General features: G+C 66.6%; 14 protein-coding genes. 8 read left to right on the forward strand and 6 right to left on the reverse strand.

What is annotated here, in order from left to right; genetic code table 11:
• From N7573_RS10865 to yidD, 3 genes are all read right to left on the reverse strand, one after another.
• Positions 1-821 (reverse strand): M23 family metallopeptidase (locus tag N7573_RS10865; protein ID WP_279913949.1); only part of this gene is annotated, 821 nt, incomplete at its 3' end.
• On the reverse strand, positions 821-2167 hold the full coding sequence (locus N7573_RS10870) for a dihydroorotase (RefSeq protein ID WP_010486624.1): 1347 nt from the start codon (positions 2165-2167) through the stop codon (positions 821-823). The genes N7573_RS10865 and N7573_RS10870, both read right to left, overlap by 1 nt.
• Position 2168: 1 nt before the next feature.
• Positions 2169-2423 (reverse strand): membrane protein insertion efficiency factor YidD, encoded by a 255-nt coding sequence (gene yidD / locus N7573_RS10875; RefSeq protein WP_014037867.1) that lies wholly within the window; start codon positions 2421-2423, stop codon positions 2169-2171.
• A 272-nt stretch (positions 2424-2695) separates the two neighbouring features.
• On the opposite strand from yidD, the gene dksA reads away from it, so the two are divergent.
• Positions 2696-3925 (forward strand): RNA polymerase-binding protein DksA, encoded by a 1230-nt coding sequence (gene dksA / locus N7573_RS10880; RefSeq protein ID WP_279913948.1) that lies wholly within the window; start codon positions 2696-2698, stop codon positions 3923-3925.
• A 628-nt stretch (positions 3926-4553) separates the two neighbouring features.
• Here dksA and N7573_RS10885 read toward each other — a convergent pair.
• Genes N7573_RS10885 through cysS form a run of 3 tightly spaced genes read right to left on the reverse strand, consistent with a single transcriptional unit; the run spans position 4554 to position 7680 of the window.
• On the reverse strand, positions 4554-5801 hold the full coding sequence (locus tag N7573_RS10885) for an MFS transporter (protein WP_032129395.1): 1248 nt from the start codon (positions 5799-5801) through the stop codon (positions 4554-4556).
• A complete protein-coding gene (locus tag N7573_RS10890) occupies positions 5798-6250 on the reverse strand; it encodes a SufE family protein (protein ID WP_049423936.1) in 453 nt (150 codons plus the stop codon). The genes N7573_RS10885 and N7573_RS10890 overlap by 4 nt, the downstream gene beginning before the upstream one ends.
• A 53-nt stretch (positions 6251-6303) precedes the next feature.
• Positions 6304-7680 (reverse strand): cysteine--tRNA ligase, encoded by a 1377-nt coding sequence (cysS, locus tag N7573_RS10895; protein ID WP_032129396.1) that lies wholly within the window; start codon positions 7678-7680, stop codon positions 6304-6306.
• 188 nt (positions 7681-7868) lie between these two features.
• Here cysS and N7573_RS10900 point away from each other — a divergent pair, with 188 nt between their 5' ends.
• The 7 genes from N7573_RS10900 to argC all read left to right on the forward strand — a co-directional run bounded on the left by N7573_RS10900 (position 7869) and on the right by argC (position 15284).
• Positions 7869-8438: a hypothetical protein gene (locus N7573_RS10900; protein WP_049447897.1), complete on the forward strand. Its 570-nt coding sequence runs from the start codon at positions 7869-7871 to the stop codon at positions 8436-8438.
• Between the two features lie 318 nt (positions 8439-8756).
• Positions 8757-9767, forward strand: coding sequence for an N-acetylornithine carbamoyltransferase (locus N7573_RS10905; RefSeq protein ID WP_032129398.1), 1011 nt, complete (start codon positions 8757-8759; stop codon positions 9765-9767).
• 119 nt (positions 9768-9886) lie between these two features.
• Positions 9887-11083 carry an argininosuccinate synthase gene (locus N7573_RS10910; RefSeq protein WP_049401153.1) on the forward strand — a complete coding sequence of 399 codons (1197 nt, stop codon included), beginning with the start codon at positions 9887-9889 and terminating at the stop codon, positions 11081-11083.
• A gap of 152 nt (positions 11084-11235) precedes the next feature.
• On the forward strand, positions 11236-12324 hold the full coding sequence (locus tag N7573_RS10915) for an acetylornithine deacetylase (protein ID WP_279912584.1): 1089 nt from the start codon (positions 11236-11238) through the stop codon (positions 12322-12324).
• Between the two features lie 75 nt (positions 12325-12399).
• Positions 12400-13728, forward strand: a complete 1329-nt coding sequence (locus N7573_RS10920) for an acetylglutamate kinase (protein WP_134951255.1) — start codon at positions 12400-12402, stop codon at positions 13726-13728.
• A gap of 3 nt (positions 13729-13731) precedes the next feature.
• A complete protein-coding gene (locus tag N7573_RS10925; protein ID WP_049401159.1) occupies positions 13732-14334 on the forward strand; it encodes a GNAT family protein in 603 nt (200 codons plus the stop codon).
• Complete coding sequence (gene argC, locus N7573_RS10930; protein WP_279912571.1) at positions 14331-15284, forward strand: N-acetyl-gamma-glutamyl-phosphate reductase; 954 nt, start codon at positions 14331-14333, stop codon at positions 15282-15284. Before N7573_RS10925 ends, argC begins: the two co-directional genes overlap by 4 nt.
• Positions 15285-15300: the final 16 nt, after the last annotated feature.

Raw genomic sequence — 15300 nt, forward strand, 5'->3', positions numbered from 1 at the left:
TCGATACGGGTATCGAACCAGTTCATGCCCCAGTGCAGGTGCGGGCCGGTGGCACGACCGGTGGCGCCGACCGCAGCGATCACCTGGCCCTGTTCCACACGGTCGCCAACTTTTACGTCGATGCGCGACAGGTGCAGGAAGTTGGAGCTGACACCGAAACCGTGGTCGAGCAGCAGCGTGCCGCCGGTCAGGTACAGGTCGGGGCCGGCGAAGGTGACGATGCCGGCGGCCGGCGCCTTCACCGGCGTGCCGGTCGGTACCGCGATGTCCATGCCGGAATGACCGGCACCGGGCTGTCCGTTATAGACGCGGGCATTGCCGAAGCGACCACTGATGCGGCCCTGCACCGGCCAGATGAAGGTCTGGGTGAAGTCGGTGCGATCGTCATCGCGGGCACGCGCGGCAGTCACCTGCGCCTGTTCGCGCTTGATCCGCTCGGCAATCGCCGGCGGCGGGTTGACCGTCTTCGGCGGCACGCCGTTGACCCGCTCGGTGGGCCAGTCGCGCGGGGTCACCGCAATGGTCGCGGTCTCGCTGCCACCGTCAGGGCGTTGCACCTGCACGCGCAGCGGACCCTTCTCGTCGCGGCCGATGCCGAACACCACGCTGCCATAGCCGCTCACCCGCAGTTGGCGGCCGGCGTACTGCACGCGGCTGCCGGCGGGTACCTTGCCGATCACCAGCGCACCCTGCGACGCGCTGGCCGGGAACACCACGCGGCTGTCGATCAGGCTGCCGATGCCGTCCTGTGCCTGCGCCGACGGTGCGGTGAACAGGGGCGCGGCCAGCAGCAGCGCCCCGATCAGAAGTGCGGAGCGCATCAGCGGTCGTAGGTCATGCGCTGGCCGGCCGGCTCGCCCACCAGTTTGCTGCCGTCCCACACCAGTTGGCCATTGACCCAGGTGGAGGCCACGCGCGAACGGAAGGTGGTGCCTTCAAACGGCGACCAGCCGCACTTGGATAGCACGTCCTCGCGCTTGACCGTGAACGGCACGTCCTCGACCAGCACCAGATCGGCGAAGTAACCCTCGCGCAGGAAGCCACGTTCTTCCACGTCGAACAGCTGTGCCGGCGCATGCGCGAACTTCTGCACCACCTGCTCGCGGGTCAGCTTGCCTTCGTGCACCCGTTCCAGCGCGGCCACCAGCGCGTACTGCACCAGCGGCAGGCCCGACGGTGCTTGCGCGTAGGGCTTCTGCTTCTCTTCCCAGGTGTGCGGCGCGTGGTCGGTGGCCAGGACGTCCAGCACGTCATCGGCCAGCGCGGCGGTGATCGCCTCGCGGTCGGACACTTCCTTGATCGCCGGGTTGCACTTGATCAGGTTGCCCTTGGTCGCATAGTCCGGGCGCGCGAAGTGCAGGAAGTGCACGCAGGTTTCGGCGGTGATCTGCTTGCGGCTGCCGTCGGCGCGGATCAGCGGACCCTTCTCGAACAGCGCCAGCTCATCGGCGGTGGAGATATGCAGCACATGCAGGCGGGTGCCGTGCTTGCGCGCCAGCGACATCGCCAGGCGGGTCGACTTGATGCAGGCCTCGCGCGAGCGGATGTCCGGATGCATGTCCGGGGTTAGCGCATCGCCGTATTTCTCCTGGAAGGCCTTCAGGTTGGCGTCGATCATCGGCGTGTCTTCACAGTGCGTGATGATCGGCGTCGGGCATTCGCGGAAGATCGCGTCCAGCGTTTCCGGATTGTCCACCAGCATGTTGCCGGTGGAGGCGCCCATGAACACCTTCACGCCCGGGGCCTTCTTCGGGTCCAGCGCACGGATGGCGTCCAGGTTGTCATTGCTGGCGCCGTGGTAGAAGCCGTAGTTGGCCCAGGCGCGGCCGCGCGCGAGCTCGTATTTGGCTTCCAGGATGGTCGAATCCAGCGTCGGCGGATTGGTGTTCGGCATGTCCATGAAGCTGGTCAGGCCACCGGCCACCGCAGCCGCCGATTCGCTGGCGATGTCGCCCTTGTGGGTCAGGCCCGGTTCGCGGAAGTGCACCTGGTCGTCGATCATGCCAGGCAGCAACCAGCGTCCGGCTGCGTCCACCACCTGCTCGCCGTCGCGCGGCGCCAGCCCGTTGCCGATCTGCGCGATGCGGCCGTTCTCGATGCGCAGGTCGCCGTCGAAGGTGCGGCCTTCGTTGACCATGCGGGCGTTGGTGATGAGGGTGGAGGACATGTCAGTGTTTTCCTGTGCAACGGCAAGAGGGGGCGTTGGGGGACTCGGGCACGGGGTCGAAGCCGCCGGGATGGAACGGGTGGCAGCGGCCCAGCCGGCGCGCAGCCAGCCAGCTTCCGCGCAGCGGGCCGTGCCGCGAGATGGCGTCCATCGCGTATTCAGAACAGCTCGGCACGAAACGGCAGCGTGGTCCCAGCAGGGGGCTGATGAAGCGCTTGTAGAAGCGCAGCAGGGCAATGAGCAGGCGCGAGATCACCCAGTCATCTTATGCCAGTTGGCATGAAGGCCGCATTTGTGCAGGATGGGCCGTTGGTCGCATGTCGCCGATGGCCTGCGACCGGTACCAGCGCCTTCGGGTGCTGGCCAGGTTCCGTACCGCGCAAGGCGGTCCGTGTTCGTCGGACTGCCTCCAAGGGCGCCTTGACTCCAGGACTGAATGGAGCAGGGGGTCGAGGTTGCTGCTGCGGGTCGGGTAGGCTATAAAGGCCCGCTTTCCCGGGCCCCGGGGAATCCAAGGAAGAGCGTTTCGTGGCTGCTAAAAAAACTGCAAAGAAGGCCGCAACGGCCGCCAAGAAAACCGCCAAGCCTGTTGTGAAGAAGTTGGCGGCAAAGCCCGTTGCCAAGAAACCGGCCAGCAAGCCGGCGACCAAGGCAGCGTCCTCGCAACCGGCGGCCAGGAAGGCCACCGCAAAGAAAACGCCGGTCAAGGCAACCAAGCCGGTGGCGAAGAAGGCTGCTGCGCCCGCCAAGGCCAAGCCTGCCGCTGCCAGCAAGAAGGCGCCGGTGGTGAAGAAAGCCACCAGCAAGGCCGCGCCGGTGAAGAAGGCCGCCGCCAAGCCGGTGGCGAAGAAGGCAGCAGCCAAGCCGGCGCCGAAGGCGGTGGTGAAGAAGGCTGCGGCCAAGCCGGTCGCCAAACCTGCAGCGAAGAAGGTTGCTGCGGCTAAACCGGTGGCCACGCCTGCCGCTGTAAAGAAAGTCACCAAGAATGTTGCCGCGCCGGCCGCAAAGCCGACCCCGGCCCCCGTAGTGAAGTCCGCACCGAAGCCTGCCCCCAAGCCGGCTCCGGCCAAGCCTGTCCCGGCCAAGACCGTGGCAGTGGCAGCAGCCCAACCGGCCCCCAAGCCGGCCCCGGCCGCCGCTCCTGCTGCTTCGAAGGCCCCGCAATCCAAGAATCCCGTGCCCGTTTCGAAATCGCCTGCCAAAACCGCCGTGAAATCCGATTCCGCCCCGAAGACCGTGTCGCGCCCTGTCGGCAAGGTTGCCGTGGCCGTCGCCGCCCGCTCGGCGGCACCGGCCCCGCGCAGCAAGTACAAGGTGGTCGAGTACAAGACCGACGAGGCCACCGGCCGCCCGATCCTGCCGGCTGGCTACAAGCCGTCCTCGGAAGAGGAATACATGAGCCCGCTGCAGCAGGAGTATTTCCGTCAGCGCCTGCAGAACTGGCGCGCGGACCTGGTGGAAGAGTCCAAGCAGACCATCGAGAACCTGCGCGAGGAAGTGCGTGACATCGGCGACGAAGCCGAGCGCGCGACCCGCGAGACCGAGAACTCGCTGGAACTGCGTACCCGTGACCGCTACCGCAAGCTGATCGGCAAGATCGACAGCACCCTGAAGCGCCTGGAAGCGGGCGACTATGGTTACTGCGTCGACACCGGCGAAGAAATCGGCCTGGAGCGCCTGGAGGCGCGCCTGACCGCCGAACGCACCATCGACGCCCAGGAGCGTTGGGAGCACCTGCAGAAGCAGCAGGGGGACTGATTCCTGATCGTTGTCTGGTCATGCGAAAAACCCGGCCTCGGCCGGGTTTTTTGTTGGGTGTGGTTGGCTGGGTAGAACGGCGCCTTCCAGGTATAGGAGGGAGCCTGCGGGTGGGGCCGGGCAGGACACGCTGCAAGTACATCCCGGTAAGCTCGTCCGCGGCATCCATGCCGCGGACGGTCCTGCCCGGCCCCACCCGCAGGCTCTCGACGGTTTCCTGCGTGCGCGGTTGCTGTAAAGCCGAGCCCATGCCCGGCTCGGGCCGAAGCCGGAGGGCAAGGAAGAGCAAAAGCAAAAGCAAAAGCAGCCAAGCATGGCTTGGCTCTACCAAGGGCAGTCATGCGTGCGCTCGCGGCTGTTGGGTCCGCCTTGTAGCGAGCCGAGCACCGCAGGGGAATCAGGGGCGAAGAGGCGCCGCTGTTTGAGCGCAGCGAGTTCGGCGCCGTCTCCTGATTCACCGAGGAGCACAGGGCACCGGCGCGCAGCGCCGGCTCGCGGATGGCGGCGCGTTTCTTTTGGTTACTTTTCTTTTCGCGCGAAAAGAAAAGTGACACCCCACCGCGGTCACGGAAAGAGCCCGCCGGGCATGGCCCGGCGCTACCGGCGCGTGGGCGCGCGGAAATCCGCTCTATTGCAGGTCGCGAAGATTCAGCTTCCGCAACGTCGGGTTCTTCCACGCGGTGATCCCGGCCACGCTCAGCACCGCGAACCCACCCAGCACCACTGCCGGCACCAGGCCGAGCAGCTTTGCCATCGTGCCGGCATAGAACGCGCCCAGCTCGTTGGACGAACTGATGAAGATGCCGTTGATCGACGACACCCGGCCGCGCATTTCTTCCGGTGTGGCCAGCTGCAGGATGGTCGAGCGGATCACCACCGACACGCCGTCGAAGGCCCCATAGAACAGCAGGATCAGCGCGGACAGCCAGAAGTGCTGCGACAGCCCGAAGCTGATCACGCACAGGCCGAAGCCGGCCACCGCGAACAGCAGCACGCGGCCGGCATTGCGGTGCAGCGGGTGGCGTGCCAGCCACAGGCCAACGCAGACCGAGCCCAGCGCCGGCATTGCGCGCAGGATGCCCAGGCCTTCCGGACCGTGGTGCAGGATCTCGTGCAGGAACGCCGGCAGCATCGCCACCACGCCGCCCAGCAGCACCGAGAACATGTCCAGCGCCATCGCCCCGACCATGATCCGGTTGCCGACCACGAAGCGCGCGCCTTCAGCGATGCTCTTGAAAATCGGGGCGGCCGGACCGGTATGCACCGGTTCTTCCACCTTCAGCGTGGCCAGGCAGGCCATCGCCACCAGCGCGAAGCCCGTGGCCACCGCGTAGGACAGGCCCTTGCCGCCGAAGCCGACCAGCACGCCGCCCAATGCCGGACCGGCCACCATGCCGGCCTGGAACACCACGGCGCCGAGGCCAGCGCCACGTGCGAACTGGTCACGGGCCAGCACGCGGGCGAACAGTGCGTTGTAGATCGGCGACAGGAAGGCGCGGACCATGCCGGTCAGCGCAATGGCCGCATAGATCGGCCACACGCCTTCGAACGGCAGCCAGCCCTTGGCCACGCCGGTCAACACCAGCGCGGTGGCGATCAACCCGGAGCAGGCGACCATGCCGAGCCGGCGGCGCGGCAGGTGGTCGACCAGATAACCGGCGAACGGTGCGACGCAGAAGAACGGCAGCACCTCGGCCAGGCCAACCAGGCCCAGCGAGAACGGATTGCGGGTGACTTCGTAGATGTGCCAGCCGACGGTGACCGCGACCACCTGGTAGGACAGCATCGCGAAGATGCGGTAGGCCAGCAGCTTGGCGAAACCGGGCCGGGACAGCAGCCCCAGCGCGGTGTCTTCGGCCGTGGCGGGTTCGCTCACGACGGGTCGCGCTGCAGCTGGGCCTGCGCGGTCTCGCGGATGAAGGCCAGCATCGCCGCCACGCCGTTGCTGCGGGTGGGCGAGAGGTGGCGGGCCAGGCCGATGTCCTGGATGTAGCTCGGTTCGGTGGCCAGGATCTCCTGCGCCGAGCGCCCGGAGTACACGCGCAGGGCCAGGAAGATCAGGCCGGAAACGATGGCCGAATCACTGATGGCGTGGAAGCGCAGCGACTGCGCATTGCCTTCCGGCACGATCCAGACCATCGACTGGCAGCCGAGCAGGCGGTGCTCTTCGGTCTTCCATTCGTCCGGGAAGGCGGGCAGCTTGCGGCCGAGGTCGATCAGATACTGGTAGCGCTCGGACCAGTCGCCGAAGAAGCCGAATTCCTCGGCGATGGCGGTCTGGGCCTCGGCGGCGGTGGGTTCAAGCGGGAACGGAGAGTCGGTCACAACAGTCTCTACAGTGGAGCGTGGCCGGCGGACCGGCCACGGGGCAGGGTGGGTCAGCCGCGCTTGCGTGACCAGCGCACGCCCTGCGGGGTGTCTTCCAGCACGATGCCTTCGGCGGCCAGCTGGTCGCGGATGGCATCGGAACGGGCGAAATCGCGCGCCTGCTTGGCGGCGGCACGCTCGTCGATCAGGCCCTGGATGCGGGCATCTTCGCCATCATCGCTGGCCGCGGTGCCGAACCACTGCGCTGGATCGGCCTGCAGCAGGCCCAGGGCCAGGCCGGCACCGAGCAGTTCGCCCTTCAGGCGCGCCTGTTCGGCCGGGTCGGTGGCCCGTCGTGCATCGGCAGCGATGCGGGCCACTTCGGCCAGTGCCTGCGGGGTGTTCAGGTCGTCATCCAGGGTCGCCTCGACTGTGGCCGGGATCGCCACGACCGCCTCGACCGACGCCAGCTCGCGCAGGGTGCCGTACAGGCGGTCCAGGGTGCGCACCGACTGCTCGATGAGGCCATCGGACCAGTCCAGCGGCTGCCGGTAGTGGGCCGACAGCAGGGCCAGGCGCAGCGCTTCCGGCGGGTGCTGGCGGACCAGGTCGTGCACACGTTCGATGTTGCCCAGCGACTTGCTCATCTTGGCGCCGCCGAAGTTGAGCATGCCGTTGTGCAGCCAGAAGCGGGCGAAGATCTTGCCGCCGTGGGCACATTCGCTCTGCGCAAGCTCGTTCTCGTGGTGCGGGAACTGCAGGTCGACGCCGCCGGCATGGATATCGATGGTCTCGCCCAGGTGGGCGGCAGCCATCGCCGAGCATTCGATATGCCAGCCCGGGCGGCCGCGGCCCCAGGGAGACTCCCAGCCAGGGAGGTCATCGCTGGACGGCTTCCACAGCACGAAATCGCCCGGGTCGCGCTTGTACGGGGCCACGTCGACGCGAGCGCCGGCCAGCATCTCTTCCGGGTCGCGGCGCGAGAGCTTGCCGTAGCCTTCGAAGCTGGCCACCGCGAACAGCACGTGGCCTTCGGCGGCGTAGGCATGACCATTGGCGATCAGCTGCTCGATCATGGTGATGATCTGCGGGATGTGCGCGGTCACTTCCGGCTCGATGTCCGGCGGCACCACGCCCAGCGCGGCCATGTCTTCACGGTAGGCGGCGGCGAACCTGTCGGTGATGGTGCTGATCGGCACGCCCTGCTCACGCGCGGCGTTGTTGATCTTGTCGTCCACGTCGGTGATGTTGCGCGCGTAGCGCAGGCCACCGAAACGGCGTCGCAGCAGGTCGGCCAGCACCCCGAACACCACTGGGCCACGGGCGTTGCCGATATGCACGTAGTTGTAGACCGTCGGGCCGCACACATACAGGGTCGGACAGGCCGGGTCGAGCGGGGTGAACGGTTCGAGCTGGCGAGTCAGGTTGTTGTGCAGGCGCAGGGTCATGGGGCTGTGGCTGGGGGACAAGCCTGTGATTTTAGAACGTGTCGGCCCCCTTTGGGGGCACCGCCTGCCACCGGTGGACGCCGGGTCCAACCAGGGTGGGGTGGGCAGGAGCAGCGTGGACGGGTAATGTTCAGCCCCTTGCGCTCGCCACTGCCTACACTATTGCCGTGTCCTTGCTCCCTTCGCCAATGAAATCCACCGCGTTGCTGACCCTGGCCTGCCTGTCGGCGCTGGCCGCCGTGGCCCAGGCGCAGGAGGCCGAGCCCCGCAACCGGGTGGTGATCGTGGAGAACGTGAAGTTCGACTACGCGCAGGTACTGAACGTCGAACCCGTGTTCCAGACCCTGCGCGCGACCCGTACCGAAGAACACTGCGAGCCGGTCTCGACCCGGACCCTGGCGCCGGTCAATGTCACTGGTGAGGAGCCGGTCGAGGACAAGGGCCGGATCAGCCGCTTCTGGGACTCGGTACGCTCGATGTTCAAGCGCAGCGATGAAGAGGTCTCCGAGGACACCGCCGCCGAGTCACCGGCCCCGGCGCCGGCACCGGCCAACAATGGTCCGATGCTGACCCGCGACTGTCGCATCGTGCCGGTGGGGCGTGAGTTCCGCCGGCCCATCGCCTACGACGTGGACTACGTCTACAAGGGCACCAAGTACCGCTCGCGGCTGCCGGAAGACCCTGGCAACCGGCTCAAGATCCGGGTGTCGATCACCCCCTGGGTCGGCCCCGAGCAGGGTACAGCCAGCAATCCCTGATTCTGCGACCCCGGCCCCTTGCGCCGGCCCCGGCCGCATGCAAAGATGGATGACCATGAAGCTCACCGACTTCCAGCACGACAGCAGCGCAGCCCGACAGGCGTCGGGCATGACCTCGCGTGCGCGTCGACCGGAACCCCACATCCTCGCTGGGTAACCGGAGCTTTTTGCTGTTCGTCCGAAAAAAACCCAGCCCGCCGGCTGGGTTTTTTCGTTTCTGCGTCATGAAAGCTGCAACTGCAACCTTTTCGTTCCACTTTTGCTTCCTGTTTTCCCTTCCACCGCGTCGAACCCGGCGCCGCCACGCAAGGAAAGATGATGTCCCCCAAGCACTTCCTGAACACCCAGGACTGGAGCCGCAGCGAGCTCGACGCGCTGCTGACCCAGGCCGCGCTGTTCAAGCGCAACAAGCTCGGCGACCAGCTCAAGGGCAAGTCGATCGCGCTGGTGTTCTTCAATCCGTCCATGCGCACCCGCACCAGCTTCGAACTGGGTGCGTTCCAGCTGGGTGCCCACGCGGTGGTGCTGCAGCCGGGCAAGGATGCGTGGCCGATCGAGTTCAACCTCGGCACGGTGATGGACGGCGATACCGAAGAGCACATCGCTGAAGTGGCCAAGGTGCTGGGCCGTTACTGCGACATCATCGCTGTGCGCGCATTCCCCAAGTTCATCGACTGGGCCTACGACCGCCAGGACATCGTCCTCAACAGCTTCGCCAAGTACTCGCCGGTGCCGGTCATCAACATGGAGACCATCACCCACCCGTGCCAGGAGCTGGCCCACATCATGGCCCTGCAGGAGCACTTCGGCACCCAGGACCTGCGCGGCAAGAAGTACGTGCTGACCTGGACCTACCACCCCAAGCCGCTGAACACCGCAGTCGCCAATTCGGCGCTGACCATCGCCACCCGCATGGGCATGGACGTGACCCTGCTGTGCCCGACCGCCGACTACATCCTCGACGACCGCTACATGGGCTGGGCCGAGCAGAACGTGGCCGAGAGCGGCGGCTCGCTGAAGATCAGCCATGACATCGACAGCGCCTACGCCGGTGCCGACGTGGTCTACGCCAAGAGCTGGGGCGCGCTGCCGTTCTTCGGCAACTGGGAACCGGAAAAGCCGATCCGCGACCAGTTCAAGCACTTCATCGTGGACGAGCGGAAGATGGCGCTGACCAACAACGGTGTGTTCAGCCACTGCCTGCCGCTGCGCCGCAACGTGAAGGCCACCGACGCGGTGATGGATTCGCCGCAGTGCATCGCCATCAACGAAGCCGAGAACCGCCTGCACGTGCAGAAGGCGATCATGGCGGCGGTTGCCGGGCGCTGAATCAAACAAGGGGTAGAGCCGACCGTTGGTCGGCTGCTCCCGCAGCGGCGCATCCATCATTCCAGCCGACCAACGGTCGGCTCTACCGAATTCCCATCCCCCAAGTGGACCTGACTCCCATGAGCAACAAAGACGTCGTTCTCGCCTTCTCCGGCGGCCTGGATACCAGCTTCTGCGTGCCGTACCTGCAGGAGCGGGGCTACAACGTGCACACCGTGTTCGCCGATACCGGCGGCGTGGATGATGAAGAGCGTGATTTCATCGAGAAGCGCGCCGCCGAGCTGGGCGTGGCCAGCCACGTCACCGTCAACGGTGGCCCGGCCATCTGGGAAGGCTTCGTCAAGCCGTTCGTGTGGGCCGGTGAGGGCTACCAGGGCCAGTACCCGCTGCTGGTCTCGGACCGCTACCTGATCGTCGATGCCGCGCTGAAGCGTGCCGCCGAACTGGGCACCAACATCATCGCCCACGGCTGCACTGGCATGGGCAACGATCAGGTCCGCTTCGACCTGGCGGTGAAGGCCCTGGGTGACTACCAGATCATCGCGCCGATCCGCGAGATCCAGAAGGAACACACCCAGACCCGCGCCTACGAGCAGAAGTACCTGGAAGAGCGCGGCTTCGGCGTGCGCGCCAAGCAGCAGGCCTACACCATCAACGAGAACCTGCTGGGCCTGACCATGTCCGGCGGCGAGATCGACCGTTGGGAAGCGCCGGGCGAGGGCGCCCGTGGCTGGTGCGCACCGCGCAGCGAGTGGCCGGAGCAGGCGCTGAACGTGACCCTGAAGTTCGTCGAGGGCGAAGCCGTCGAACTGAACGGCAAGGCGTTGCCGGGCGACCAGATCCTGGCCCAGCTCAACAAGCTGTTCGCCCCGTACGGCGTTGGCCGCGGTGTCTACACCGGCGACACCGTGATCGGCCTGAAGGGTCGCATCGTGTTCGAGGCCCCGGGCCTGGTGTCGTTGCTGGCCGCGCACCGCGCGCTGGAAGATGCCGTGCTGACCAAGCAGCAGAACCGCTTCAAGCCGGACGTGGCGCGCAAGTGGGTGGAGCTGGTCTACGAAGGCTTCTACCACGACCCGCTGAAGACCGACATCGAGGCCTTCCTGAAGTCCTCGCAGGCCAAGGTCAACGGCGAAGTGGTGCTGGAAACCCGCGGCGGCCGCGTCGATGCAGTGGCGGTGAAGTCGCCGCACCTGCTCAACACCAAGGGCGCCACCTACGCGCAGTCGGCCGACTGGGGCGTGGAGGAGGCCGAGGGCTTCATCAAGCTGTTCGGCATGAGCTCCACTGTCTATGCGCAGGTCAATCGCGGTTGACCTGTGACGGGGGTGCCGGCCGCTGGCCGGCGCCTCGCAACGTCAATGGAGGGTAGTGCCGGCCGCTGGCCGGCTCGTGGCACGGCTGGATCATTGCGGAGCCGGCCAGCGGCCGGCACTACCGATTTCGAACCCTACGGATATTCAGACACATGCTTGAACAGACGCTCGATCACCTGCAGGCCCTGGTGTCCTTCGACACCCGCAACCCGCCGCGTGCGATCACCACCGGTGGCATCTTCGATTACCTGCGCGCGAACCTGCCCGGCTTCAACGTCGAGGTGATCGACCATGGCGCCGGTGCGGTCAGCCTGTACGCCGTGCGTGGTACGCCGAAGTACCTGTTCAACGTGCATCTGGATACCGTGCCGGATTCGCCGCACTGGAGTGCCGACCCGCACGTGATGCGGCGTCTGGACGACTGTGTGGTCGGCCTGGGCGTGTGTGACATCAAGGGCGCCGCCGCTGCACTGGTGGCCGCGGCCAACGCCAGTGATGGCGATGCCGCGTTCCTGTTCTCCAGCGACGAAGAAGCCAACGATCCGCGCTGCATCGCCGCGTTCCTGGCCCGTGGCCTGCCATATGAAGCGGTGCTGGTGGCGGAGCCGACCATGAGCGAAGCGGTGCTGGCGCACCGTGGCATCAGTTCGGTGCTGATGCAGTTCGCCGGCCGCGCCGGGCACGCGTCGGGCAAGCAGGATGCGGCCGCCAGTGCGCTGCATCAGGCCATGCGTTGGGGCAACCGCGCATTGGACCATGTGGAATCGCTGGCCTCGGCGCGCTTCGGCGGGCTGACCGGCCTGCGCTTCAACATCGGTCGCGTGGAAGGTGGCATCAAGGCCAACATGATCGCGCCGGCCGCCGAAGTGCGGTTCGGGTTCCGTCCGCTGCCGTCGATGGACATCGATGGCCTGCTGGCGACCTTCGCCGGTTTTGCCGAGCCGGAAGCGGCACTGTTCACCGAAACCTTCCGTGGCCCCAGCCTGCCGGCCGGTGACATCGCCGAGGCAGAGAACCGCCGTCTGCTGGCACGCGACGTAGCCGATGCGCTGGAACTGCCGATCGGCAACGCGGTGGACTTCTGGACAGAGGCCTCGCTGTTCTCGGCCGGCGGCTACACCACGCTGGTGTTCGGCCCGGGTGACATCGCCCAGGCCCACACCGCCGATGAGTTCGTGACGCTGGAGCAGCTGCAGCGCTACACCGACGCCGTGCACCGCATCATCGCCGCCGGCGCCTGATCGACCCCACAACGCCGCCCGGCCCTGGCCGGGTGGAACTGCAACGCGGCGACCGCCGCCTGTGACGAAACCGAAATGTCTCCTGCCCTCCAGCCCCACCGCCAGACCCGCCAGACCATCGTGCGCCTGCTTTCCAGCATGGCCAGCGCGAAGGAGATCAGCCAGTACCTCAAGCGCTTTTCTCAGTTGGATGCCAAGCGCTTTGCCGTGGTCAAGGTCGGCGGCGCGGTGCTGCGCGACGATCTCGACGCGCTGACCTCTTCGCTGTCGTTCCTGCAGGAAGTCGGCCTGACCCCGATCGTGCTGCACGGCGCCGGCCCGCAGCTGGATGCCGAACTGTCGGCCGCCGGCATCGAAAAGCAGACCGTCAACGGTCTGCGCGTGACCTCGCCGGAGGCACTGGCGATCGTGCGCCGGGTGTTCCAGCAGTCCAACCTGCGCCTGGTCGAAGCGCTGCAGCAGAACGGCGCGCGTGCCACCTCGATCACCGGTGGCGTGTTCGAGGCGGAGTACCTGGACGTGGACACCTACGGCCTGGTCGGCGAGGTGAAGAAGGTCAACCTGGCGCCGATCGAGGCCAGCCTGCGCGCCGGCTCGATCCCGGTCATCACAAGCCTGGGCGAAACCGCGGGTGGCCAGATCCTCAACGTCAACGCCGACTTCGCCGCCAACGAGCTGGTGCAGGAGCTGCAGCCGTACAAGATCATTTTCCTGACCGGCACCGGCGGCCTGCTGGACGAGCAGGGCAGCGTGATCGATTCGATCAACCTGTCCACCGAGTACGACCACCTGATCGCGCAGCCGTGGATCCACGGTGGCATGAAGGTGAAGATCGAACAGATCAAGGATCTGCTCGACCGCCTGCCGCTGGAATCGTCGGTGTCCATCACGCGCCCGGCTGACCTGGCCAAGGAACTGTTCACCCACAAGGGCTCGGGCACGCTGGTGCGCAAGGGCGAGAAGGTGCTGCGCGCCACCGCGTGGAACGAGCTGGACCTGCCACGGCTGAAGGGCCTGATCGAATCCAGCTTCGGCCGCACGCTGGTGCCTGACTATTTCCAGAAGACCAAGCTGCTGCGCGCCTACGTCAGCGAGAACTACCGCACGGCGGTGATCCTCACCGACGAGGCCGAGGGCGTGTACCTGGACAAGTTCGCGGTGCTCGATGACGCACAGGGTGAAGGCCTCGGTCGCGCGGTGTGGAACGTGATGCGGGATGAAACGCCGCAGCTGTTCTGGCGTTCGCGCAATGGCAACCCGATCAATCACTTCTACTATGCTGAATCCGATGGCTGCTACAAGCAGGGCCATTGGAAGGTGTTCTGGTACGGCGCCGATGGCATCGACCGGATCAGCACCTATGTCGACCACTGCGCCCAGCGCGCACCGAGCCTGCAGGGCTGAATGATGGACCATTCCGATCACTGGACTACGATTCCCACCCTGCGCGGCCAGCACGTGACACTGCAGCCGCTGCAGCCCGAGCATGTGCCTGGCCTGCGCGCCGCCGTGGAGGGCAGTGGCCTGGACCAGCTCTGGTACACCCAGGTGCCTTCGCCGGAGCGGGTCGAGCACTATGTGCAGGCCGCGCTGCAGGCACAGGCAGAAGGCAAGGTGCTGCCGTTCGTGATCCTCGATGCGGCGGGTGACATCGTGGGGACCACCCGCTTCTACGACCTGGATGCCGGCGTGCCCAAGCTCAGCCTGGGCTACACCTGGTATGCACCGCGCGTGCAGCGTACCGGCGTCAACACTGAAACCAAGCTGTTGCTGCTGCAGCACGCCTTCGAAACCATGGGCTGCATCAGCCTGGTGCTGGAAACCAGCTGGTTCAACTTCACCTCGCGCACCGCCATCGCCCGCCTCGGCGCCAAGCAGGACGGCGTGCTGCGCAACCACAAGCGGCACGCCGACGGCACGCCGCGCGACACCGTCATCTTCTCCATCATCGATACGGAATGGCAGGGCGTGAAGCGCCACCTGCAGTACCGCCTGGACAGCCACGCATGAACGATTCGACTTTCACCCTGGGCATCGTCGGCGCCCGTGGCCATACCGGTGCCGAGCTGATCAAGCTGGTGGCCGCACATCCGCGGCTGAAGCTGGCCTTCGTGTCCTCGCGCGAACGCGCCGGGCAGCGCCTGTCCGACCACCATCCGGAGTTCCAGGGCGAGCTGCAGTACGAGAATCTGGACGCCGACGCGGTGGCCGCCAAGGGCGTGGAAGCGGTGATCCTGGCCCTGCCCAACGGCCTGGCCGCACCGTTCGTGGCCGCACTGGAAGCGGCGAAGCCGGACACCGTCATCGTCGACCTGTCGGCCGACTACCGCTTCGACAACAGCTGGTACTACGGCCTGCCGGAGCTGACCCGAGGCCGCTACAACGGCCAGAAGCACATCAGCAACCCGGGCTGCTATGCCACGGCGATGCAGCTGGCGGTGCATCCGCTGCTGGACCTGCTGGCCGGTCCGCCGCAGTGCTTCGGTGTGTCCGGCTATTCCGGCGCCGGCACCACGCCGTCGGACAAGAACAACGTCGAACTGCTCGCCGACAACCTGATGCCGTATGCGCTGACCAACCACGTGCACGAGCGTGAAGTGTCGGTCCAGCTGGGCGTGGCGGTTGAATTCATGCCGCATGTCGCGCCGCATTTCCGGGGCATCACGCTCACCGCCAACCTGTGGCTGAACCGCGTGCAGACCCGCGAACAGATCGTCGAGCGCTTCCAGCAGGCCTATGCGGGCGAACCGCTGATCGAGGTAGTGGATGAAGCGCCGTGGGTCAGCCGCATCGCCGGCCGCCACGGTGCGCAGGTCGGTGGCTTCACCCTGGCCCCGGGCGGCAAGCGGGTGGTGGTGGTGGCGACCCTGGACAACCTGCTCAAGGGCGCGGCCACCCAGGCCATGCAGAACCTCAACCTCGCGCTGGGCATCGACGAACTGACGTCGATCCCGCACTGAACACGTATTCCGGAGC

Origin of the sequence: Stenotrophomonas sp. GD04054, assembly GCF_029836955.1 — a bacterium.
GTDB lineage: Bacteria > Pseudomonadota > Gammaproteobacteria > Xanthomonadales > Xanthomonadaceae > Stenotrophomonas > Stenotrophomonas maltophilia_A.